Annotated in this window: 18 protein-coding genes, 1 pseudogene and 1 other annotated feature; of the genes and pseudogenes, 16 read left to right on the forward strand and 3 right to left on the reverse strand. The window is 56.5% G+C overall.

What is annotated here, in order from left to right; translation table 11 throughout:
- Positions 1–205: 205 nt before the first annotated feature.
- Complete coding sequence (locus tag ENTCL_RS24085) at positions 206–286, reverse strand: hypothetical protein (protein WP_420805096.1); 81 nt, start codon at positions 284–286, stop codon at positions 206–208.
- Between the two features lie 345 nt (positions 287–631).
- On the opposite strand from ENTCL_RS24085, the gene dnaA reads away from it, so the two are divergent.
- The 11 genes and pseudogenes from dnaA (at position 632) to ENTCL_RS00055 (ending at position 13921) form a co-directional block, all read left to right on the forward strand.
- Positions 632–2029 (forward strand): chromosomal replication initiator protein DnaA, encoded by a 1398-nt coding sequence (gene dnaA / locus ENTCL_RS00005; protein WP_013364062.1) that lies wholly within the window; start codon positions 632–634, stop codon positions 2027–2029.
- A 4-nt stretch (positions 2030–2033) separates the two neighbouring features.
- A complete protein-coding gene (gene dnaN / locus ENTCL_RS00010; protein WP_013364063.1) occupies positions 2034–3134 on the forward strand; it encodes a DNA polymerase III subunit beta in 1101 nt (366 codons plus the stop codon).
- Complete coding sequence (gene recF, locus ENTCL_RS00015; protein ID WP_013364064.1) at positions 3134–4207, forward strand: DNA replication/repair protein RecF; 1074 nt, start codon at positions 3134–3136, stop codon at positions 4205–4207. The genes dnaN and recF overlap by 1 nt, the downstream gene beginning before the upstream one ends.
- Positions 4208–4235: 28 nt before the next feature.
- Positions 4236–6650 (forward strand): DNA topoisomerase (ATP-hydrolyzing) subunit B, encoded by a 2415-nt coding sequence (gene gyrB, locus ENTCL_RS00020; RefSeq protein WP_013364065.1) that lies wholly within the window; start codon positions 4236–4238, stop codon positions 6648–6650.
- Positions 6651–6868: 218 nt separating this feature from the next.
- Positions 6869–7681, forward strand: a complete 813-nt coding sequence (gene yidA, locus ENTCL_RS00025) for a sugar-phosphatase (RefSeq protein ID WP_013364066.1) — start codon at positions 6869–6871, stop codon at positions 7679–7681.
- Between the two features lie 245 nt (positions 7682–7926).
- Positions 7927–8616, forward strand: coding sequence for a D-galactonate utilization transcriptional regulator DgoR (gene dgoR, locus ENTCL_RS00030; protein WP_013364067.1), 690 nt, complete (start codon positions 7927–7929; stop codon positions 8614–8616).
- Positions 8613–9491 carry a 2-dehydro-3-deoxygalactonokinase gene (locus ENTCL_RS00035; RefSeq protein WP_013364068.1) on the forward strand — a complete coding sequence of 293 codons (879 nt, stop codon included), beginning with the start codon at positions 8613–8615 and terminating at the stop codon, positions 9489–9491. Before dgoR ends, ENTCL_RS00035 begins: the two co-directional genes overlap by 4 nt.
- A complete protein-coding gene (locus ENTCL_RS00040; protein ID WP_013364069.1) occupies positions 9475–10092 on the forward strand; it encodes a 2-dehydro-3-deoxy-6-phosphogalactonate aldolase in 618 nt (205 codons plus the stop codon). The genes ENTCL_RS00035 and ENTCL_RS00040 overlap by 17 nt, the downstream gene beginning before the upstream one ends.
- A complete protein-coding gene (gene dgoD, locus ENTCL_RS00045) occupies positions 10089–11237 on the forward strand; it encodes a galactonate dehydratase (RefSeq protein ID WP_013364070.1) in 1149 nt (382 codons plus the stop codon). The genes ENTCL_RS00040 and dgoD overlap by 4 nt, the downstream gene beginning before the upstream one ends.
- A gap of 72 nt (positions 11238–11309) precedes the next feature.
- Positions 11310–12646: pseudogene (locus ENTCL_RS00050) on the forward strand (MFS transporter).
- Positions 12647–12697: 51 nt separating this feature from the next.
- Positions 12698–13921: a YidR family protein gene (locus ENTCL_RS00055; RefSeq protein WP_013364072.1), complete on the forward strand. Its 1224-nt coding sequence runs from the start codon at positions 12698–12700 to the stop codon at positions 13919–13921.
- Position 13922: 1 nt separating this feature from the next.
- On the opposite strand, the gene ENTCL_RS00060 is transcribed toward ENTCL_RS00055, so the two are convergent.
- Positions 13923–14252, reverse strand: coding sequence for a YceK/YidQ family lipoprotein (locus ENTCL_RS00060; RefSeq protein WP_013364073.1), 330 nt, complete (start codon positions 14250–14252; stop codon positions 13923–13925).
- 240 nt (positions 14253–14492) lie between these two features.
- Positions 14493–14567 (forward strand) — a sequence feature (ROSE (Repression Of Heat Shock gene Expression) occurs in the 5'-region of heat shock genes and acts as an RNA thermometer to modulate expression.).
- Between ENTCL_RS00060 and ibpA the strand changes: the two genes are divergently transcribed.
- The 3 genes from ibpA (at position 14561) to ENTCL_RS00075 (ending at position 17297) form a co-directional block, all read left to right on the forward strand.
- Positions 14561–14974, forward strand: a complete 414-nt coding sequence (gene ibpA / locus ENTCL_RS00065) for a small heat shock chaperone IbpA (RefSeq protein WP_013364074.1) — start codon at positions 14561–14563, stop codon at positions 14972–14974. Its footprint overlaps the feature before it by 7 nt.
- Before the next feature lie 112 nt (positions 14975–15086).
- The gene (gene ibpB / locus ENTCL_RS00070; protein ID WP_013364075.1) at positions 15087–15515 is read left to right on the forward strand and encodes a small heat shock chaperone IbpB; all 429 of its coding nucleotides are present in this window, start codon (positions 15087–15089) and stop codon (positions 15513–15515) included.
- 120 nt (positions 15516–15635) lie between these two features.
- On the forward strand, positions 15636–17297 hold the full coding sequence (locus tag ENTCL_RS00075) for a putative transporter (RefSeq protein ID WP_013364076.1): 1662 nt from the start codon (positions 15636–15638) through the stop codon (positions 17295–17297).
- On the opposite strand, the gene ENTCL_RS00080 is transcribed toward ENTCL_RS00075, so the two are convergent.
- A complete protein-coding gene (locus tag ENTCL_RS00080) occupies positions 17294–18172 on the reverse strand; it encodes an AraC family transcriptional regulator (RefSeq protein ID WP_013364077.1) in 879 nt (292 codons plus the stop codon). The genes ENTCL_RS00075 and ENTCL_RS00080 overlap by 4 nt on opposite strands.
- A gap of 69 nt (positions 18173–18241) precedes the next feature.
- On the opposite strand from ENTCL_RS00080, the gene ENTCL_RS00085 reads away from it, so the two are divergent.
- Together ENTCL_RS00085 and ENTCL_RS00090 are read left to right on the forward strand one after the other, a co-directional pair.
- Complete coding sequence (locus ENTCL_RS00085) at positions 18242–19957, forward strand: solute:sodium symporter family transporter (RefSeq protein WP_013364078.1); 1716 nt, start codon at positions 18242–18244, stop codon at positions 19955–19957.
- Entirely contained in the window at positions 19954–21447 is a 1494-nt protein-coding gene (locus ENTCL_RS00090) for a sulfatase-like hydrolase/transferase (protein ID WP_013364079.1), read from the forward strand. Before ENTCL_RS00085 ends, ENTCL_RS00090 begins: the two co-directional genes overlap by 4 nt.
- Positions 21448–21462 lie beyond the last annotated feature (15 nt).

The following is a 21462-nucleotide window of genomic DNA, read 5'->3' on the forward strand; positions in this document are numbered from 1 at the left end:
AAATTCACTGACTTTTGCGTATACCCAAACGAGATTCGTATGACGGACGCCGAAGCCAAGGGTGATTAAAGAGGCCGGATTGTAATAATTGTACACTCCAGAGTCAATTCTCTTTCCTTATTTCCCGCGGGAATTTACGCCTTTTTGCGCAAAGTTCACACAGCATACGACGCCACAAAGTGGGCATAACGCACCGGGTGGGGGATTATACGTCCTGCCGTTTAAAGCGCAAGGATCGTCCGGGATCTTTATTAGATCGATTATGCAAAAAATTGTCGACCCTCATTAATTTTTCCAATATGCGGGAGAAATCGCCCCTCACTTTTCCCAGGATCGATTACACTTAGCCGGTCTCGATCCTTCCTGTGGATAAATCGGGAAGAATCTGTGAGAAACAGAAGATCTCTGGCTCAGTTTAGGCTATGATCCGCGGTCCCGATAGCGATCCCGGATCCTGAACGGGCATATACACGACGTTCCTCAGGCAACATGACGCCCGATCGATCGCGTGAAAAACCGCAGATAGCGGTTCGCACGTCAACCCTTGTGCATTGGGTCTAATCGACGTGTGCCAACAATCATTAACTTCAGTTTTAGCCTTTTAATCGATTTTGTTCGAGTGGAGTCCGCCGTGTCACTTTCGCTTTGGCAGCAGTGTCTTGCCCGATTGCAGGATGAGTTACCAGCCACAGAATTCAGCATGTGGATACGCCCTTTGCAGGCGGAACTGAGCGATAACACGCTGGCCCTGTACGCGCCAAACCGCTTTGTGCTCGATTGGGTAAGGGATAAATACCTTAATAATATCAACGGATTGCTCAATGATTTCTGTGGTACGGACGTTCCACAGCTGCGTTTTGAAGTCGGCACAAAACCGGTGACCCAGGCGGTAAGAGAGCCTGCGCACGTCGCTGCGCCTGCCCAGGCGGCGCAGATGCAGATGCCGCGCGCCGCGCCGGCAGCCCGCCCTGGCTGGGACAACGTTCCCGCGCCTGCGGAGCCGTCATACCGCTCCAACGTTAACGTCAAACACACCTTTGATAACTTCGTTGAGGGTAAATCGAACCAGCTGGCGCGCGCGGCGGCACGTCAGGTGGCGGATAACCCCGGCGGCGCCTATAACCCGCTGTTCCTTTATGGCGGCACCGGTCTGGGTAAAACCCACCTGCTGCACGCGGTCGGCAACGGCATTATCGCCCGCAAACCCAACGCCAAAGTGGTGTACATGCACTCCGAGCGCTTCGTGCAGGACATGGTAAAAGCGCTGCAGAACAACGCCATTGAAGAGTTCAAGCGCTACTACCGCTCCGTCGACGCGCTGCTGATCGATGACATTCAGTTTTTTGCTAACAAAGAACGATCCCAGGAAGAGTTTTTCCACACCTTTAATGCCCTGCTGGAAGGCAATCAGCAGATCATCCTGACGTCGGATCGCTATCCGAAAGAGATTAACGGTGTGGAAGATCGTCTGAAATCCCGCTTTGGCTGGGGATTAACCGTGGCGATCGAGCCGCCGGAGCTGGAAACCCGCGTGGCGATCCTGATGAAAAAGGCCGACGAAAACGACATCCGCCTGCCGGGCGAAGTGGCGTTTTTTATCGCCAAACGCCTGCGTTCCAACGTGCGTGAGCTGGAAGGGGCGCTGAACCGCGTCATTGCCAACGCCAACTTTACCGGCCGCGCCATCACCATCGATTTCGTGCGTGAAGCGCTCAGGGATTTGCTGGCGCTGCAGGAAAAACTGGTCACCATCGACAACATTCAAAAGACGGTGGCGGAATACTACAAGATCAAAGTGGCGGATCTGCTTTCCAAGCGTCGTTCCCGTTCTGTCGCGCGTCCGCGTCAGATGGCGATGGCGCTGGCCAAGGAACTCACCAACCACAGCCTGCCGGAAATCGGCGATGCGTTTGGTGGCCGCGACCACACGACCGTGCTGCACGCCTGCCGCAAGATTGAGCAGCTGCGTGAAGAAAGCCACGATATCAAAGAAGATTTTTCCAACTTAATCAGAACATTGTCGTCGTGATCCTATGAAATTTACCGTTGAACGTGAACATTTATTAAAACCGCTGCAGCAGGTGAGTGGTCCGTTAGGCGGCCGTCCGACGCTGCCTATCCTTGGCAACCTGCTGCTGCAGGTGGCCGATGGCGCGCTGTCGCTGACCGGTACCGATCTTGAAATGGAAATGGTCGCCCGCGTGGCGCTGACGCAGCCGCACAACGCGGGGGCGACGACCGTCCCGGCGCGTAAATTCTTCGACATCTGCCGCGGTCTGCCGGAAGGGGCGGAAATCGCCGTTCAGCTGGAGGGCGACCGTATGCTGGTGCGCTCCGGCCGCAGCCGTTTTTCGCTCTCCACGCTGCCGGCGGCGGATTTCCCGAACCTCGACGACTGGCAGAGCGAAGTGGAATTCACCGTAGCGCAGGCGACGATGAAGCGCCTGATTGAGGCCACGCAGTTTTCGATGGCGCATCAGGACGTTCGTTACTACTTAAACGGTATGCTGTTTGAAACCGAAGGCGAAGAGCTGCGTACCGTGGCGACCGACGGCCACCGCCTGGCGGTCTGCGCGATGCCGATTGGCGAGACGCTGCCGAACCATTCGGTGATCGTGCCGCGTAAAGGCGTTATTGAGCTGATGCGCATGCTCGACGGCGGCGATACGCCGCTGCGCGTGCAGATCGGCAGCAACAACATTCGTGCGCACGTCGGCGATTTTATCTTCACATCGAAGCTGGTTGACGGCCGTTTCCCGGATTATCGTCGCGTATTGCCGAAAAACCCGGATAAACACCTCGACGCCGGCTGCGACCTGCTTAAGCAGGCGTTTGCCCGCGCGGCGATTCTCTCTAACGAGAAGTTCCGCGGCGTGCGTCTGTATGTCAGCGAAAATCAGCTCAAGATCACCGCCAACAACCCGGAGCAGGAAGAAGCCGAAGAGATTCTGGACGTCACCTACGCCGGCGCGGAGATGGAAATCGGCTTTAACGTCAGCTACGTGCTGGATGTGCTGAATGCGCTCAAGTGCGAAAACGTGCGTATTCTGCTGACCGATTCCGTATCAAGCGTACAAATTGAAGATGCCGCATCACAGTCGGCTGCCTACGTTGTTATGCCAATGAGACTGTAATGTCGCTCACCCGCCTGTTGATCCGCGACTTTCGCAATATCGAAAGCGCGGATCTCGCGTTATCCCCCGGCTTTAACTTTCTGGTTGGCGCCAACGGCAGCGGCAAGACCAGCGTGCTGGAAGCCATCTATACGCTCGGCCATGGCCGGGCGTTTCGCAGTCTGCAAATCGGCCGCGTTATCCGCCACGAGCAGGAGTCGTTTGTGCTGCACGGGCGCCTGCAGGGGGAGACGCGGGAAACCGCTATCGGTCTGACTAAAGACAAGCTGGGCGACAGCAAGGTGCGCATCGACGGCACCGACGGCCACAAAGTGGCTGAGCTGGCGCTGCTGATGCCGATGCAGCTCATCACGCCCGAGGGGTTTACTTTGCTCAACGGCGGCCCCAAATACAGAAGAGCCTTCCTCGACTGGGGATGCTTTCACAACGAAGCGGGCTTTTTTAACGCCTGGAGCAACCTCAAGCGGCTGCTCAAGCAGCGCAACGCCGCGCTGCGCCAGGTCACCCGCTATGAGCAGCTGCGTCCGTGGGACCGGGAGCTTATCCCGCTGGCGGAGCAAATCAGCGCCTGGCGCGCCGAATACAGCGCAGGTATTGCCGACGATATGGCGGATACCTGCCGGCAGTTTTTACCCGAGTTTTCTCTGACCTTCTCCTTCCAGCGCGGCTGGGAGAAAGAGACGGACTATGCTGAGGTGCTGGAGCGAAACTTCGAGCGCGACCGCATGCTGACCTACACCGCGCACGGCCCGCACAAGGCGGATTTCCGCATTCGCGCCGACGGCGCGCCGGTGGAGGACACCTTATCGCGCGGGCAGCTGAAGCTGCTGATGTGCGCCCTGCGCCTGGCGCAGGGGGAGTTTCTCACCCGCGAGAGCGGGCGGCGCTGCCTGTACCTGATAGATGATTTTGCCTCGGAGCTTGACGATGCCCGGCGCGGGCTGCTTGCCAGCCGCTTAAAAGCCACGCAGTCGCAGGTTTTCGTCAGCGCCATTAGCGCTGAACACGTTATAGACATGTCGGACGAAAATTCGAAGATGTTTACCGTGGAAAAGGGTAAAATAACGGATTAACCCAAGATTAAATGAGCGAGAAACGTTGATGTCGAATTCTTATGACTCCTCCAGTATCAAAGTCCTGAAAGGGCTGGATGCGGTGCGTAAGCGCCCGGGTATGTATATCGGCGATACGGATGACGGCACCGGTCTGCACCACATGGTATTCGAGGTGGTAGATAACGCTATCGACGAAGCGCTCGCGGGTCACTGTAAAGACATCGTGGTCACGATCCATGCGGACAACTCCGTCTCCGTCACCGATGATGGTCGTGGCATCCCAACCGGTATTCACCCGGAAGAGGGCGTGTCTGCTGCCGAAGTTATCATGACCGTTCTGCACGCAGGCGGTAAGTTCGATGATAACTCCTACAAAGTTTCCGGCGGTCTGCACGGCGTAGGCGTGTCCGTGGTTAACGCCCTGTCGCAGAAGCTGGAGCTGGTTATCCAGCGCGAAGGAAAAATTCACCGCCAGCTTTATACCCACGGCGTGCCGCAGGCGCCGCTGGCGGTGACGGGCGATACCGATAAAACCGGTACTATGGTGCGTTTCTGGCCAAGCCACGAAACCTTCACCAACGTCACCGAATTCGAATATGACATCCTGGCCAAGCGCCTGCGCGAGCTGTCGTTCCTGAACTCCGGCGTTTCTATCCGCCTGAAAGACAAGCGCGACAACAAAGAAGACCATTTCCACTACGAAGGCGGCATCAAGGCGTTCGTTGAGTATCTCAACAAGAACAAAACGCCGATTCACCCGAATATCTTCTACTTCTCCACCGAAAAAGACGGTATCGGCGTTGAAGTTGCGCTGCAGTGGAACGATGGTTTCCAGGAAAACATCTACTGCTTTACCAACAACATTCCGCAGCGTGACGGCGGTACCCACCTCGCGGGCTTCCGCGCGGCGATGACCCGTACCCTGAACGCCTACATGGATAAAGAAGGTTACAGCAAAAAAGCCAAAGTCAGCGCCACCGGCGACGATGCCCGTGAAGGCCTGATTGCGGTGGTTTCCGTGAAGGTGCCGGACCCGAAATTCTCCTCTCAGACCAAGGACAAGCTGGTCTCCTCTGAGGTGAAATCGGCGGTGGAACAGCAGATGAACGAACTGCTGAGCGAATACCTGCTGGAAAACCCGTCTGACGCGAAAATCGTCGTCGGCAAGATTATCGATGCGGCGCGCGCCCGTGAAGCCGCGCGTAAAGCCCGTGAAATGACCCGCCGTAAAGGCGCGCTGGACCTCGCCGGTCTGCCGGGCAAGCTGGCCGACTGCCAGGAGCGCGACCCGGCGCTGTCCGAACTGTACCTCGTGGAAGGGGACTCCGCGGGCGGTTCTGCAAAGCAGGGCCGTAACCGTAAGAACCAGGCGATTCTGCCGCTGAAGGGTAAAATCCTCAACGTCGAGAAAGCCCGCTTCGACAAGATGCTCTCCTCTCAGGAAGTGGCGACGCTTATCACCGCGCTCGGCTGTGGCATCGGCCGCGACGAGTACAATCCGGACAAGCTGCGCTACCACAGCATCATCATCATGACCGATGCGGACGTCGACGGCTCGCACATCCGTACGCTGCTGCTGACCTTCTTCTACCGTCAGATGCCGGAAATCGTTGAGCGCGGCCACGTGTATATCGCGCAGCCGCCGCTGTACAAGGTGAAAAAAGGCAAGCAGGAACAGTACATTAAAGACGATGAAGCGATGGATCAGTACCAAATCGCTATCGCCCTTGATGGCGCCACCCTGCACTGCAACGCGAATGCGCCAGCGCTGGCCGGCGAGCCGCTGGAGCGTCTGGTCTCCGAGTTCAACGCCACGCAGAAAATGATCGGCCGTATGGAGCGCCGCTACCCGCGCGCGCTGCTGAACGCGCTGATTTACCAGCCGACGCTGACGGAAAGCGATCTGGGCAGCGAGCAGACGGCAACCCGCTGGGTTAACCAGCTGGTGAGCGAGCTGAACGAAAACGAACAGCACGGCAGCCAGTGGAAATTCGATATTCGTGAAAACGCCGAACAGCAGCAGTTTGAGCCGGTTATTCGCGTACGTACCCACGGCGTGGATACCGACTATCTGTTCGATCACGAGTTCGTGACCGGCGGCGAGTACCGTCGCATCTGCACGCTCGGCGAGAAGCTGCGCGGCCTGATTGAAGACGACGCCTTTATTGAACGCGGCGAACGCCGTCAGCCGGTCGCCAGCTTCGAGCAGGCGCTGGACTGGCTGGTGAAAGAGTCCCGTCGTGGTCTCTCGATTCAGCGCTATAAAGGCCTGGGCGAGATGAACCCGGATCAGCTGTGGGAAACCACGATGGACCCGGAAAGCCGTCGCATGCTGCGCGTGACCGTAAAAGACGCGATCGCTGCCGACCAGCTGTTCACCACGCTGATGGGCGACGCCGTTGAACCGCGTCGCGCCTTCATCGAAGAGAACGCGCTGAAAGCGGCGAATATCGACATCTAAACCGTTTTCCCCTCACTCTGACCCTCTCCCCATCGTGGAGAGGGTGTTGTCTTTTCTCCCTCGCCCTGTGGGAGAGGGGCGGGGTGAGGGGGAGATAATCCTGCACAAAAGAGGAATCTCTTCCTCGCATCCCATCCCCCTTTTCCTCCGACTCTTTTGCTGTTTTTTGAGCTAAATCGCGTTAGCATGAGCGTTGACTCATTGACCTCGGGGATCTCATGGCTATCAAACTCATCGCAATCGACATGGACGGAACGTTGCTGCTGCCGGACCACACCATCTCTCCCGCCGTTAAAAACGCGATTGCCGCCGCCCGCGAACGCGGCGTCAACGTGGTGCTGACGACCGGACGCCCGTATGCGGGCGTGCACAGCTATCTGAAAGAGCTGCACATGAATCAACCGGGCGATTACTGCATTACCTACAACGGCGCGCTGGTACAGAAGGCCGCTGACGGCAGCACGGTGGCGCAAACCGCGCTGAGCTATGATGACTACCGGTATCTGGAAAAGCTCTCCCGCGAGGTGGGTTCTCACTTCCACGCGCTGGATCGCAATACGCTGTATACCGCCAACCGCGATATCAGCTACTACACCGTACATGAGTCCTTTGTCGCCACTATCCCGCTGGTGTTCTGTGAAGCGGAGAAGATGGATCCGGCCACGCAGTTCCTGAAAGTGATGATGATTGATGAGCCGGCTGTCCTGGATAAGGCCATTGCCCGTATTCCGGCTGAGGTGAAAGAGAAATACACCGTGCTGAAGAGCGCGCCGTACTTCCTGGAAATCCTCGATAAGCGCGTGAACAAAGGGACCGGCGTGCAGGCGCTGGCCGAGACGCTCGGCATCAAACAGGATGAGGTAATGGCGATTGGCGATCAGGAGAACGACATCGCCATGATTGAGTATGCCGGCGTCGGCGTGGCCATGGACAACGCGATTCCATCGGTCAAAGAAATGGCGAATTTTGTCACCAAATCGAACCTTGAAGATGGCGTTGCCTGGGCCATTGATAAATTTGTGCTGAACTAGCGTTTTTCCTCTTGCCTACAGCCCGCGTTGATCGCGGGTTTTTTTATGCCTGCCATTTCCTCTTCATAACATCTTTATTACTAGTCGTCGTTTTTGTGATCTAAATTGTAGTACAACACAATTAAATTGTACTACATTGTGGGCGTAGTGATGAGGAATGACATCACACCGGTACTACAAAATTGAGGCGAAATTCAGCAGCGGCGGTAAAGTAGGTGGGTTCATACAGAGCATAAGGACTCTCCATGACCCTCAACAAAACCGATCGCATTGTTATCTCGCTGGGCAAGCAGATTGTCGGCGGCAAGTACGTACCAGGCTCGCCATTGCCTGCGGAGGCAGAGTTGTGCGACGAATTTGAAACTTCGCGCAACATCATCCGCGAAGTATTCCGCTCGCTGATGGCGAAGCGGCTGATTGAAATGAAGCGTTATCGCGGCGCCTTTGTCGCAGCTCGCAACCAGTGGAACTACCTCGATACCGATGTCCTGCAGTGGGTGCTGGAGCACGACTATGACCCACGGCTTATTAGCGCAATGAGCGAGGTGCGAAATTTAGTGGAACCCGCGATTGCGCGCTGGGCGGCGGAACGGGCGACGTCAGGCGACCTTGCGCAGATTGAGTCAGCTCTCAACGACATGATTGCGAATAACCAGGACCGGGATGCGTTTAACGAGGCGGACATCCGCTATCACGAAGCGGTGCTACAGTCGGTACATAACCCGGTTTTACAGCAGCTTAGCGTAGCGATTAGTTCGCTGCAGCGGGCTGTATTTGAACGAACCTGGATGGGTGATGAGGCCAACATGCCGAAAACGCTCCAGGAACATAAAGCGCTGTTCGATGCGATACGGCATCAGGACGGCGATGCGGCAGAGCAGGCGGCGCTCACCATGATCGCCAGCTCGACACGAAGGTTGAAGGAAATCACATGACATCTCGCTACATCGCAATTGACTGGGGATCGACCAATCTGCGCGCCTGGCTTTACCAGGATGAGCAGTGCCTGGAGAGCAGGCAATCAGAAGCAGGCATCACTCGCCTGAACGGTAAATCCCCCGAGGCGGTGTTAGCAGAGGTGACACAAAACTGGCGCGATGGCGCCACGCCGGTGGTAATGGCGGGCATGGTCGGCAGCAACGTGGGCTGGAAAATTGCCCCGTACTTGCCGGTTCCTGCGCATTTCTCTGCCATTGGCGAGCAGTTAACGTCCGTTGATGACAATGTCTGGATTATTCCCGGCTTGTGCGTCTCTCGCGACGATAACCACAACGTGATGCGCGGCGAAGAGACGCAGCTGCTTGGCGCGCGCACGCTTTCTCCTTCTTCTGTTTACGTCATGCCCGGTACGCACTGCAAGTGGGTGCAGGCCGATGCTGAGCAAATCCATGATTTTCGCACCGTGATGACCGGCGAGCTGCACCACCTGCTGCTGACGCATTCGCTGGTGGGTGCGGGGTTGCCAGCGCAAGAGGCGTCGCCCGCAGCATTTACCGCCGGGCTTGAACGTGGTATCGCGTCACCTGATGTTCTGCCGAAACTCTTCGAAGTTCGCGCTTCGCATGTGCTGGGAAATCTCCCGCGCGAGCAGGTCAACGAATTTCTGTCCGGTCTGCTGATTGGCGCAGAAGTCGCCAGCATGCGCGATTTTGTCGCGCAGGGGCAGGCTATCACGATTGTTGCCGGAAGCGCGTTAACGTCGCGCTATCAGCAGGCATTTCACGCTATTGGGCGCGATGTGGCGACGATCTCCGGCGATACGGCATTTCAGGCAGGAATAAGGAGCATCGCTCATGCAGTGGCAAACTGATCTTCCCCTTATCGCGATTTTGCGCGGTATCACGCCCGATGAGGCGTTAGCGCATGTCGGCGCGGCGATCGACGCCGGATTCGACGCGGTGGAAATCCCGCTCAACTCCCCGCAATGGGAAAAAAGCATCCTGGCCGTCGTGGAGGCGTTTGGCGATAAAGCGCTGATCGGCGCGGGAACCGTGTTACAGCCGGAGCAGGTGGATGAGCTGGCGAAAATGGGCTGCAAGCTTATCGTCACGCCCAATATTAATCCTGAGGTGATCCGCCGCGCGGTGAGCTACGGCATGACCGTCTGTCCGGGATGTGCGACAGCTACGGAAGCCTTTACTGCCCTCGATGCGGGCGCGCAGGCGCTCAAAATTTTTCCCTCATCGGCCTTTGGCCCGGACTACATCAAAGCGCTGAAAGCGGTATTACCCGCCAGCGTGCCGGTCTTTGCCGTGGGCGGTGTTACGCCAGAAAACCTGGCGCAGTGGATGAAAGCCGGTTGTGTGGGGGCGGGGCTGGGCAGCGATCTCTATCGCGCCGGGCAGTCAGTTGAACAAACCGCGCAGCAGGCGACAGCATTTGTGAAAGCGTATCGAGAGGCAGTGAAATGAAAATTATCAAACTCACCACGTACCGTTTACCCCCACGCTGGATGTTCCTGAAAATCGAAACCGACGAAGGCGTTGTTGGCTGGGGCGAGCCGGTGATTGAAGGGCGTGCGCGCACCGTTGAAGCGGCTGTGCATGAACTGGGCGAATACCTGATTGGCCAGGATCCGGCGCGTATTAACGACCTGTGGCAGGTGATGTACCGCGCGGGCTTCTACCGTGGTGGCCCGATCCTGATGAGCGCCATCGCCGGTATCGACCAGGCGCTGTGGGATATCAAAGGTAAAGTGCTGAATGCGCCGGTTTGGCAGCTGATGGGCGGCCTGGTGCGCGATAAAATCAAAGCCTACAGCTGGGTGGGCGGCGACCGTCCCGCGGAAGTGATCGACGGTATTAAGCAGCTGTGCGGCATCGGTTTCGATACTTTCAAGCTGAACGGCTGCGAAGAGATGGGCATCATCGACAACTCACGCGCGGTAGACCGTGCGGTGAACACCGTGGCGCAAATCCGCGAGGCTTTTGGCAATGAGATTGAGTTTGGCCTGGATTTCCACGGCCGCGTCAGCGCGCCGATGGCCAAGGTACTGATTAAAGAGCTTGAACCTTATCGTCCGCTGTTTATCGAAGAGCCGGTGCTGGCAGAGCAGGCGGAATACTATCCGAAACTGGCTGAACAGACCCATATTCCAATCGCGGCGGGTGAACGTATGTTCTCGCGCTTCGAGTTCAAACGTGTGCTGGAAGCGGGCGGCATTGCCATTCTGCAACCGGATCTCTCCCACGCAGGCGGTATCACCGAATGCTACAAAATTGCCGGAATGGCGGAAGCTTACGATGTGGCGCTGGCGCCGCATTGTCCGCTTGGGCCGATCGCGCTGGCCGCCTGCCTGCACGTGGACTTTGTCTCCCGTAATGCCGTGTTCCAGGAACAGAGCATGGGCATTCACTATAACAAGGGCGCGGAACTGCTCGATTTTGTGAAAAACAAAGAAGACTTCAGCATGGAAGGCGGTTTCTTTAAACCGTTAATGAAGCCGGGCCTTGGCGTGGATATTGACGAAGCCAAAGTCATTGAGCTGAGTAAAAATGCGCCGGACTGGCGTAACCCGTTATGGCGTCATGAAGATGGATCTGTAGCCGAGTGGTAACTCGCCGGTAAATACTGCGCCACCGGAAAAAACCTTACCTACAAAAATATAACCCTCTGTAAATTACAGGGCATGGTGAGCGGCTTCGCTATGCCCAAAATCTGGAGACAGATTGCATGGATATTCCAGTTACCGCTACAAAAACCGGGCGTCGCCGTTATCTGACGCTGATTATGATCTTTATCACCGTGGTTATTTGTTATGTCGACCGCGCCAACCTGGCCGTGGCATCGGCTCATATTCAGGAAGAGTTTGGTATTACCAAAGCGGAAATGGGCTACGTCTTTTCGGCGTTTGCCTGGCTTTATACGCTGTGTCAGATCCCCGGCGGTTGGTTCCTTGACCGCGTGGGTTCGCGCCTGACCTATTTCATCGCCATTTTAGGCTGGTCCGTGGCCACCCTGTGCCAGGGCTTTGCTACCGGGCTGATGTCGCTAATTGGCCTGCGCGCCATTACCGGAATTTTCGAAGCGCCAGCGTTCCCGACCAACAACCGTATGGTGACCAGTTGGTTCCCGGAGCATGAGCGTGCCTCTGCCGTTGGTTTCTACACTTCCGGGCAGTTTGTCGGACTGGCGTTCCTGACGCCGCTGCTGATCTGGATCCAGGAGCTGCTGAGCTGGCACTGGGTGTTTATCGTCACTGGTGGGATAGGCATTATCTGGTCGTTTATCTGGTTCAAGGTTTACCAGCCGCCGCGTCTGACTAAAAGCATCACTAAAGCTGAACTGGACTACATCCGTGACGGTGGTGGCCTGGTGGATGGCGATGCGCCAGTGAAAAAAGAGGCGCGCCAGCCGCTGACCAAAGCGGACTGGAAGCTGGTCTTCCACCGTAAACTGGTGGGTGTTTATCTCGGGCAGTTTGCCGTCACCTCGACTCTGTGGTTCTTCCTGACCTGGTTCCCGAACTATCTGACCCAGGAAAAGGGCATTACCGCGCTGAAGGCGGGCTTTATGACCACCGTGCCATTCCTCGCGGCGTTCTTCGGCGTTCTGCTTTCCGGCTGGCTGGCCGATAAGCTGGTGAAAAAAGGCGTCTCGCTGGGTGTAGCGCGTAAAACGCCGATTATCTGCGGCCTGCTGATCTCCACCTGCATCATGGGCGCCAACTACACCAACGATCCGGTATGGATTATGACCCTGATGGCGGTGGCGTTCTTCGGTAACGGCTTCGCTTCCATCACCTGGTCGCTGGTGTCGTCTCTGGCACCGATGCGGTTGATTGGCCTGACCGGCGGCGTGTTCAACTTCGTCGGCGGCCTGGGCGGTATCACCGTGCCGCTGGTAATTGGCTACCTGGCGCAGGATTATGGCTTCGGCCCGGCGCTCGTCTACATCTCCGCGGTCGCGCTGATCGGCGCGCTCTCCTACATCTTGCTGGTGGGCGACGTGAAACGTGTAGGCTAAATCCCCGCGATGTTTTACCCTGATGCGATAACTGCGCATCAGGGTATCGCCATGCAACAAGTCACCTTTGCTCCCCGCCATCATCAGCTCACCAATATCAACACCTGGACGCCAGACGGCCAGTGGCTGGTTTATGACGTCCGCCCCTCCGGAGCCTCATTTACCGGCGAAACCATTGAGCGAGTAAATGTCACTACGGGCGAGGTTGAGGTTATTTATCGCGCCATCAACGGCGCGCATGTCGGCGTGGTGACCGTTCATCCTGCGGAAGAGCAATACGTTTTTATCCGCGGCCCTGAAAACCCTGATGCTGACTGGCAGTACGATTTTCACCATCGTCAGGGGGTGATTGCGCACAATGGCCAGACGAGCAATCTCGATGCGATGGATATCACCGCGCCCTACACGCCCGGCGCGCTGCGCGGCGGCAGCCATGTTCACGTGTTCAGCCCTGACGGGCGGCGGGTAAGCTTTACCTATAACGATCATGTGCTGCACGAGCGCGACCCGGCGCTGGATTTACGCAATGTCGGCGTCGCCGTGCCGTATGGCCCGGTTTCTCCGGCGGGGGCCCATCCGCGAAACTACGGCGGTAGCCGATGGTGCGTGCTGGTCAGCCGCACTACGCCGACGCCTGCGCCGGGCAGCGATGACATCAACCGCGCCTATGAAGAGGGCTGGGTGGGCAACGACCGGCTGGCGTTTATCGGCGATACCCTCTCTGCCCGGGGCGAAAAAGTGCCTGAGCTGTTTATTGTTGATTTGCCGAAGGATGAGCCGGGCTGGAAATGCGCAGGCGCTACGCCGCTGCAGGGAACGCCACAGACGATGCCAGCGCCGCCTGCGGGCGTGATGCAGCGTCGTTTAACCTTTACCCATCAGAACCGATATCCGGGGCTGGTGAGCCAGCCCCGTCACTGGGTCCGGAGCAACCCGCAGGGTGATACGCTGGCCTTTTTAATGCGCGACGATAACGGCGTGGCGCAGCTGTGGTGCATTTCACCGCAGGGCGAAAATCTTCGTCAGGTGACGACAGCGAGCGGCGTACAGTCCGCGTTTAACTGGCATCCGTCGGGGAAATGGCTGGGGTTTGTGCTGGAAAATCGCCTCGCGCTGTGCGACGTGGAAACGGGAGAGATAACCTTTTTGACGACCGATCGCGAAAATCCGCCTTCAGCGGATGCGGTAGTCTTTTCGCCTGACGGGGCGCTTATCGCGTGGATGGAGGACGTCGACGGCTATCGGCAGCTGTGGGTCGCGCCGACACAGCGCTAGCTTATTGCACCGGCCCTGCGGCTGGCGGGATCACCGCGTTGGTCGCCATCGTATCGCGTTCGCTCTTTTCCACGCGCGATCTTACCGAGGTATCGGTACGGAACATATCCCAGGGCAGCAGCAGCGTATCCAGCACCGCTGTAAACGGCATATCCAGCGCCACCAGCGATTTGGTGCCCCAGTTGGTGTCGTCATCGCCCAGCATCGTCGCGCTGGCGCGCATGCCCGGATACGTTCCTTCTTTTCCGCCAGTATGTGACATCACGCTTGAACATCCTCCCAGCATCACCATGCCGGAGAAGACCGTCAGCTTTAACAGATCGTTTTTCATCGCGTTGTTATCATTGTTGCTGTTTGCCCATCCATCGGGTTATAGCGGCCCGCTACAAAAATAAATAGCCCTGAATCGCTGCACTGTGGCTGCTGTCGCAGTTTGGCCTTTCGTGCTGCATACCAGTCTAAGCGTTACGCCAGAAAGTGCAAAAAAAGTAAGACCGATTCCCTTGAAAAACGTTCCGGTAAACCCACTTTAGTAATGTGGCCCACCAGAGGAACTCGCCAGATGGGTGTTCCGGGCGCTTTCGACCTGTCCATTGTGGAAGGTCAGTAAATTCTCGCTGATTTCAGGAGCTTTTTATTATGCGTAACTTCGATCTTTCCCCGCTGTACCGTTCTGCGATTGGTTTTGACCGCCTGTTTAACCTGCTGGAAAACAACCAGAGCCAGAGTAATGGCGGCTACCCTCCGTACAACGTTGAGCTGGTGGACGAAAACCATTACCGCATCGCTATTGCGGTGGCCGGCTTCGCCGAAAGCGAGCTGGAAATTACCGCCCAGGACAACCTGCTGGTGGTAAAAGGCGCCCATGCCGCCGAGCAAAAAGAGCGTACTTATCTTTACCAGGGCATTGCCGAGCGCAACTTTGAGCGCAAATTCCAGTTAGCGGAAAACATCCACGTGAAGGGCGCTAACCTGGTCAACGGCCTGCTGTATGTCGATTTGCAGCGCGTCATTCCGGAAGCGAACAAGCCGCGCCGCATCGAAATTAACTGATTCCCGTTGGGTGGCGGTGCCGCCGCCCTGACACCACATGCTTGCCGTAAGGGAGCATATGCGAGCCGCGAGGCTTGCAGGACACTACTCGCTTCTCAGAAGGAGAAACATCATGCGTAACTACGATTTATCCCCCATGCTGCGTCAGTGGATTGGCTTCGACAAACTGGCGAACGCCATGCTGAATACCGGTGAGGCCCAGGGTTTCCCGCCGTACAACATCGAAAAAAGCGACGATAACCACTACCGCATCACGCTGGCTTTGGCCGGATTCCGCCAGGAAGATTTAGACGTCCAGCTCGAAGGCACCCGCCTGACGATCAATGGTTCGCCGGTAAAACCGGAAGCCGAGCCAAAATGGCTGCACCAGGGGCTGGTCACCCAGCCGTTCAGCCTGAGCTTTACGCTGGCTGAGCATATGGAAGTCACGGGCGCGACCTTCACTAACGGTCTGCTGCATATCGACCTGACCCGCAACGAGCCTGAGGCCATCGCTCCGCAACGGATCGCCATTAGCGAGCGCCCGGCGCTGCACAGCTAACGAGCAATCATGATCAAGCCCCGCTTCGGCGGGGCTTTTTTGTGCGCCGCGATCCATACATCGTTAACGCGTTCTGCCAGAATCCTCGATAACAATAATGTTATTCACAGGGAAAATAGTATGAGTGATATAGCATTGACCGTCAGCGTGCTGGCGCTGGTCGCGGTGGTCGGGCTGTGGATTGGCAATGTTAAGATTCGCGGCGTGGGGTTTGGCATTGGCGGGGTGCTGTTTGGCGGCATCATTGTCGGGCATTTTGTTGAGCAGGCCGGGATAGCCCTCAGCAGCCCGATGCTGCACTTCATCCAGGAGTTCGGCCTGATCCTGTTCGTCTACACGATAGGCATTCAGGTGGGACCGGGGTTTTTTGCCTCTCTGCGGGTCTCCGGACTGCGGCTCAACCTCTTCGCCATTCTGATCGTCATTCTTGGCGGGCTGGTCACGGCGGTGCTGCATAAGCTTTTTGCAATCCCGCTTCCCGTTGTACTGGGTATCTTCTCCGGGGCGGTCACTAACACGCCGGCGTTGGGCGCCGGGCAGCAGATTCTGCGCGATCTCGGCCAGCCGTTCGCGGTGGTCGACCAGATGGGTATGAGCTACGCCATGGCCTATCCGTTCGGCATCTGCGGCATTCTGCTGACCATGTGGCTGGTACGCCTGTTTTTTCGCATCAACGTCGAAAAAGAGGCGCAGCAGTTTGACGAGCATGCGGGCAACGGGCATGCGCACCTGCAGACTATCAACATCCGCGTCGAGAATCCGAACCTCAATAACCTCGCCATTCAGGATGTGCCGGTCCTCAATAGCGATAAAATCATCTGCTCGCGGCTCAAACGCGATGACACGCTGATGGTGCCGTCGCCCGTAACCCTGATCCAGACCGGCGACCTGCTGCACCTGGTGGGGCAGCCGGCTGATTTACATAACGCGCAGCTGGTGATCGGCAAAGAGGTGGATACCTCGCTGTCCACGCGGGGCACGGATTTACGCGTCGAGCGCGTGGTGGTGACCAACGAGAAGGTGCTGGGGAAAAAAATCCGCGATCTGCACTTCAAGCAGCGCTATGACGTGGTGATTTCCCGGCTTAACCGCGCGGGCGTCGAACTGGTGGCCAGCAGCGAAGCCAGCCTGCAGTTTGGCGATATCCTCAATCTGGTGGGACGCCCGGCGTCTATCGACGCGGTAGCGGCAGAGGTAGGCAACGCCCAGCAAAAGCTGCAGCAGGTGCAGATGCTGCCGGTGTTTATCGGTATCGGCCTCGGCGTGCTGCTGGGTTCGGTGCCGCTGTTTATTCCCGGCTTCCCGGTGGCGCTGAAGCTCGGGCTGGCGGGCGGGCCGCTGATTATGGCGCTGATCCTTGGGCGTATCGGCAGCATCGGTAAGCTGTACTGGTTTATGCCGCCGAGCGCTAACCTCGCGCTGCGCGAGCTGGGCATTGTGCTGTTTCTGTCGGTGGTCGGCCTTAAATCCGGCGGAGACTTTATCGCTACGCTGACCCAGGGCGACGGTCTGAGCTGGGTCGGTTACGGTATCTTTATTACGGCGATTCCGCTGCTAACGGTAGGGATTCTGGCGCGAATATTCGCGAAGATGAACTATCTGACGCTGTGCGGCATGCTGGCCGGGTCCATGACCGACCCACCGGCGCTGGCGTTCGCCAATAACCTGCACGCCACCAGCGGCGCGGCCGCGCTCTCTTACGCCACGGTGTACCCGCTGGTGATGTTTCTGCGCATCATCACCCCGCAGCTGCTGGCGGTGGTGTTCTGGGGGATGGGCTAAGGGATTGATTCGCGGCCAGGCGCCTTCAGAAGGTCGGAGGGCGCCCTGCCGAATCGGCGTTTAAATGCTTTGCTAAAGTGAAAAGGGTCAAAGAAGTTCAGCATATCCGCCGTCTTACCCACCGTCATGCCCTCCTGGCGCAGCAGGGAATGCGCCAGATCCAGTCTGGCGTCAAGATAGTACTCCTTTGGCGTTTTACCGGTGTAGCGCAAAAAGAGGCGGCGTAAATACTGTTCGCTGCACTGCATATGCAGCGCCATCTCACTGACGCTCCAGTTTTTTTGCAGATCGCCGTGTAATACCGAGAGTAATTTTTCCATGCGAATAATCTGGCTGTCTTTCTGGGCATTTTCTGAAATAAGACAAATCCATTGATATATCATTTTAGTGAGGAAAGCGACTGCCAGATTATTTTTTAGCGGAATTTTACTGGCGATTAGCGCAGTGACATCCATTAATTCCTGATTAAATACATCACCATTATATATTATACCTGTCTGCAATAGCGGAATTTCCATGACGCTGGTGGGGGTAAATTCCATCCAGTATTGCTCCCAGAGTAGTCCTGCGCAGTGATAAGAAAGAATATCCATGGGTTTCAGGAAGATAATACAGTTTCCATTAAGCGTTATATCACGACCATCCCGCAGGTACAGCCTGCCGCACCCTTGCAGGGTGTAGACCGCAACCCAGGAGTTCGGAATGAGTGGTTTTTTCTTATCCCGTGGCCAGATCACGTTATAACTTTCGTCGGCCAGCGTATGCCACAAAGATATAAGAGAAATACCGCTAGAGATCACATTTTCATCAAGAACTAAGGGAATGTTATAGGTGGTTTCGTTTTTTACATGCGAAATATCACTTTTTCCATTCATTTTAATTCTCCGGTGACTAATTATCTTCGCAAGCCGTATCCATCATAATAAATCATTAAGGGCTGCAAGATGAACATTCAACAAATTGTGAGCTTTATAGCATTTACATTGCTGGTCGCCGTCATTACCTGGTGGAAAGTACGAAAACAGGATACCGCTTCCCAACAGGGGTATTTTCTGGCGGGACGATCGTTAAAAGCGCCGGTGATTGCGGCATCGCTGATGCTCACCAATCTGTCCACCGAGCAGTTGGTCGGTTTGTCCGGACAGGCATACAAAAGCGGTATGTCAGTGATGGGCTGGGAAGTCACTTCCGCCGTCACGCTGATTTTCCTGGCGCTGATTTTTTTGCCGCGCTATTTGCGGCGCGGTATTGCCACCATTCCCGACTTTCTGGAAGAACGCTATGACAAAACTACCCGCATCTTCATCGATTTCTGTTTCCTGATTGCCACAGGCGTCTGCTTTCTGCCGATTATTCTCTATTCCGGCGCGCTGGCGTTTAACAGCATGTTCCATGTGACTGAGACGTTTAGTGTTTCGCAGGGGGCGGCTATCTGGATCATGGTTATGGTTTTAGGGGGATGCGGCATTTTGTACGCCGTGGTTGGCGGCATGCGCGCAATTGCTGTGGCCGATGTGATTAACGGCATTGGGTTGACGATAGGCGGATTGCTGGTACCGTTCTTTGGCCTGCTGGCCATGGGAAACGGCAGCTTTTCCAGCGGGATAAGCAAGCTGACCCGCGATCACAGCCAGCTGCTCAACTCTGTCGGTAGCCACTCGGACCCGCTGCCCATCGGCGCGGCGTTTACCGGACTTATCCTGGTGAACACCTTTTACTGGTGTACGAATCAGGGCATTGTGCAGCGTACTCTGGCGTCGAAAAGCCTGGCGGAAGGACAAAAAGGCGCGCTATTGACCGCCGTGCTCAAAATGCTCGACCCGCTGATTCTGGTACTGCCCGGGGTTATCGCCTTCCACCTGTTTCAGGACTTACCCAGGGCTGATATGGCCTATCCGGCGCTGGTGAACCGGGTGATGCCGTTGCCATTGGTCGGTTTCTTTAGCGCGGTATTATTCGGCGCCATCATTAGCGCATTTTGCGGTTTTCTCAACAGCGCGTCGACGCTGTTCAGCATGGGTATTTATCGCCGCGTGATCAATGAGCAGGCAACGCCCGCGCAGCTGGTAACCGTCGGTCGCCGTTTCGGATTTGTGGTTGCGGCTGTCTCGGTTCTGGTCGCTCCATGGATAGCGAATGCCCCGCAGGGGCTGTACAGCTGGATGAAACAGCTAAACGGTATCTACAACGTTCCGCTGGTAACCATCATCATCATGGGTTTCTTCTTTCCGCGCATCCCCGCGCTGGCGGCGAAGGTGGCGATGGGGCTCGGTATCGTTAGCTATATCACCATTAATTATCTGGTGAAGTTTGATATCCATTTTCTGTACGTACTGGCCTGCACCTTCTGCATCAATGTAGTGGTGATGCTGGTTATTGGAGCAGTGAAGCCACGCGCAACGCCATTTAAGTTCCATGATGCTTTTGCGGTGGACATGAAACCGTGGAAAAACGTCAAAATCGCGTCAATTGGCGTCCTGTTCGCGATGGTTGGCGTTTATTCCGGTCTGGCGCAGTTTGGCGGCTATAGCACGCGCTGGCTGGCCATTTTCAGCTACAGCATCACGGCCCTGGTGGTCATCTATCTGCTTATTGATAGCTGGCGGCACCGCTATGACCCATCGGCGACCTGTGTTGCTAATGCTAAGGACCCGCTATGAAACGTCCCAATTTTCTCTTTATCATGACCGACACCCAGGCTACTAATATGGTGGGGTGCTACAGCGGTAAGCCGTTGAACACTAATCATATTGATAAGCTGGCGGCGGAGGGGATCCGCTTTAACTCCGCCTTTACCTGTTCGCCGGTGTGTACGCCCGCTCGCGCCGGGCTGTTTACCGGCATCTACGCGAACCAGTCAGGACCGTGGACCAATAACGTGGCGCCTGGGCGCAATATCTCCACCATGGGGCGCTATTTTAAGGATGCGGGTTACCGCACCTGCTATATCGGTAAATGGCACCTCGACGGGCATGATTATTTCGGTACCGGCGTCTGTCCGCCGGAGTGGGACGCAGAGTTCTGGTATGACGGCGCGAACTACCTCGCCGAGCTGAGCGAGGAACAGATTAGCCTCTGGCGTAACGGACTGAACTGCCTGGAGGATCTTGAGCGTCATCATATCGATGACACCTTTACCTGGGCACACCGCATCAGCAACCGGGCCGTGGACTATCTCGCCCGCTCTGAACGTGCTGACGAGCCATTTCTGCTGGTTGTTTCCTACGATGAACCGCATCACCCTTTCACCTGTCCGGCAGAGTATCTGCAAAAATATCAGGACTTTTATTACGATCTTGGCGACAAAGGGCGGGACGATCTGCGCGATAAACCGCAGCATCACCGCCTGTGGGCGCAGGCAATGCCATCTCCGGTCGGCGAAGACGCCCTCTACCATCATCCGATGTATTTTGCCTGCAACGATTTTGTCGATGACCAGATAGGCCGCGTTGTGAACGCGCTGACGCTGGAACAGCGGGAAAACACGTGGATTATCTATACCTCTGACCACGGTGAAATGATGGGCGCCCACAGGCTTATCAGTAAAGGCGCGGCGATGTATGACGATATCACCCGCATCCCGCTGATTATGCGTCCGCCTCTTGGGCAACCGGCCGAAGTGGAGACACCGGTCAGCCATATTGACCTGCTGCCGACGCTGATGGCGCTGGCGGGTATTCATCAGCCGGACATTTTGCCGGGCGAGAATATCCTGCAGGCGAGGGCGGATCGTGGGGTGATGGTCGAATTTAACCGCTATGAAATCGAACACGACAGCTTCGGCGGCTTTATTCCGGTGCGGTGCTGGGTCACCGATCGCTGGAAGCTGGTGCTGAACCTGTTTACCAGCGATGAGCTGTACGACAGGTGGCACGACCCGGACGAACTCACTAACCTTATCGACGACGAGCGCGTGGCCTCAGTGCGTAATCAGCTTCACGACAGCCTGCTGGACTATATGGACGTTATCCGCGATCCGTTTCGGACCTATCAATGGAGCATGCGGCCATGGCGTACCGACGCCGCCCCCCGCTGGATGGGGGCCTTTCGACCGCGACCCGAGGACGGCTATTCGCCAGTGGTACGCGATTACGATACCGGGCTGCCGACGCGGGGTGTTAAGGTAGAGGACAAAACGCAGAAATTTTGAGTGACCGACAGGAAG

Source organism: [Enterobacter] lignolyticus SCF1, assembly GCF_000164865.1.
GTDB classification, from domain to species: Bacteria; Pseudomonadota; Gammaproteobacteria; order Enterobacterales; family Enterobacteriaceae; genus Enterobacter_B; species Enterobacter_B lignolyticus.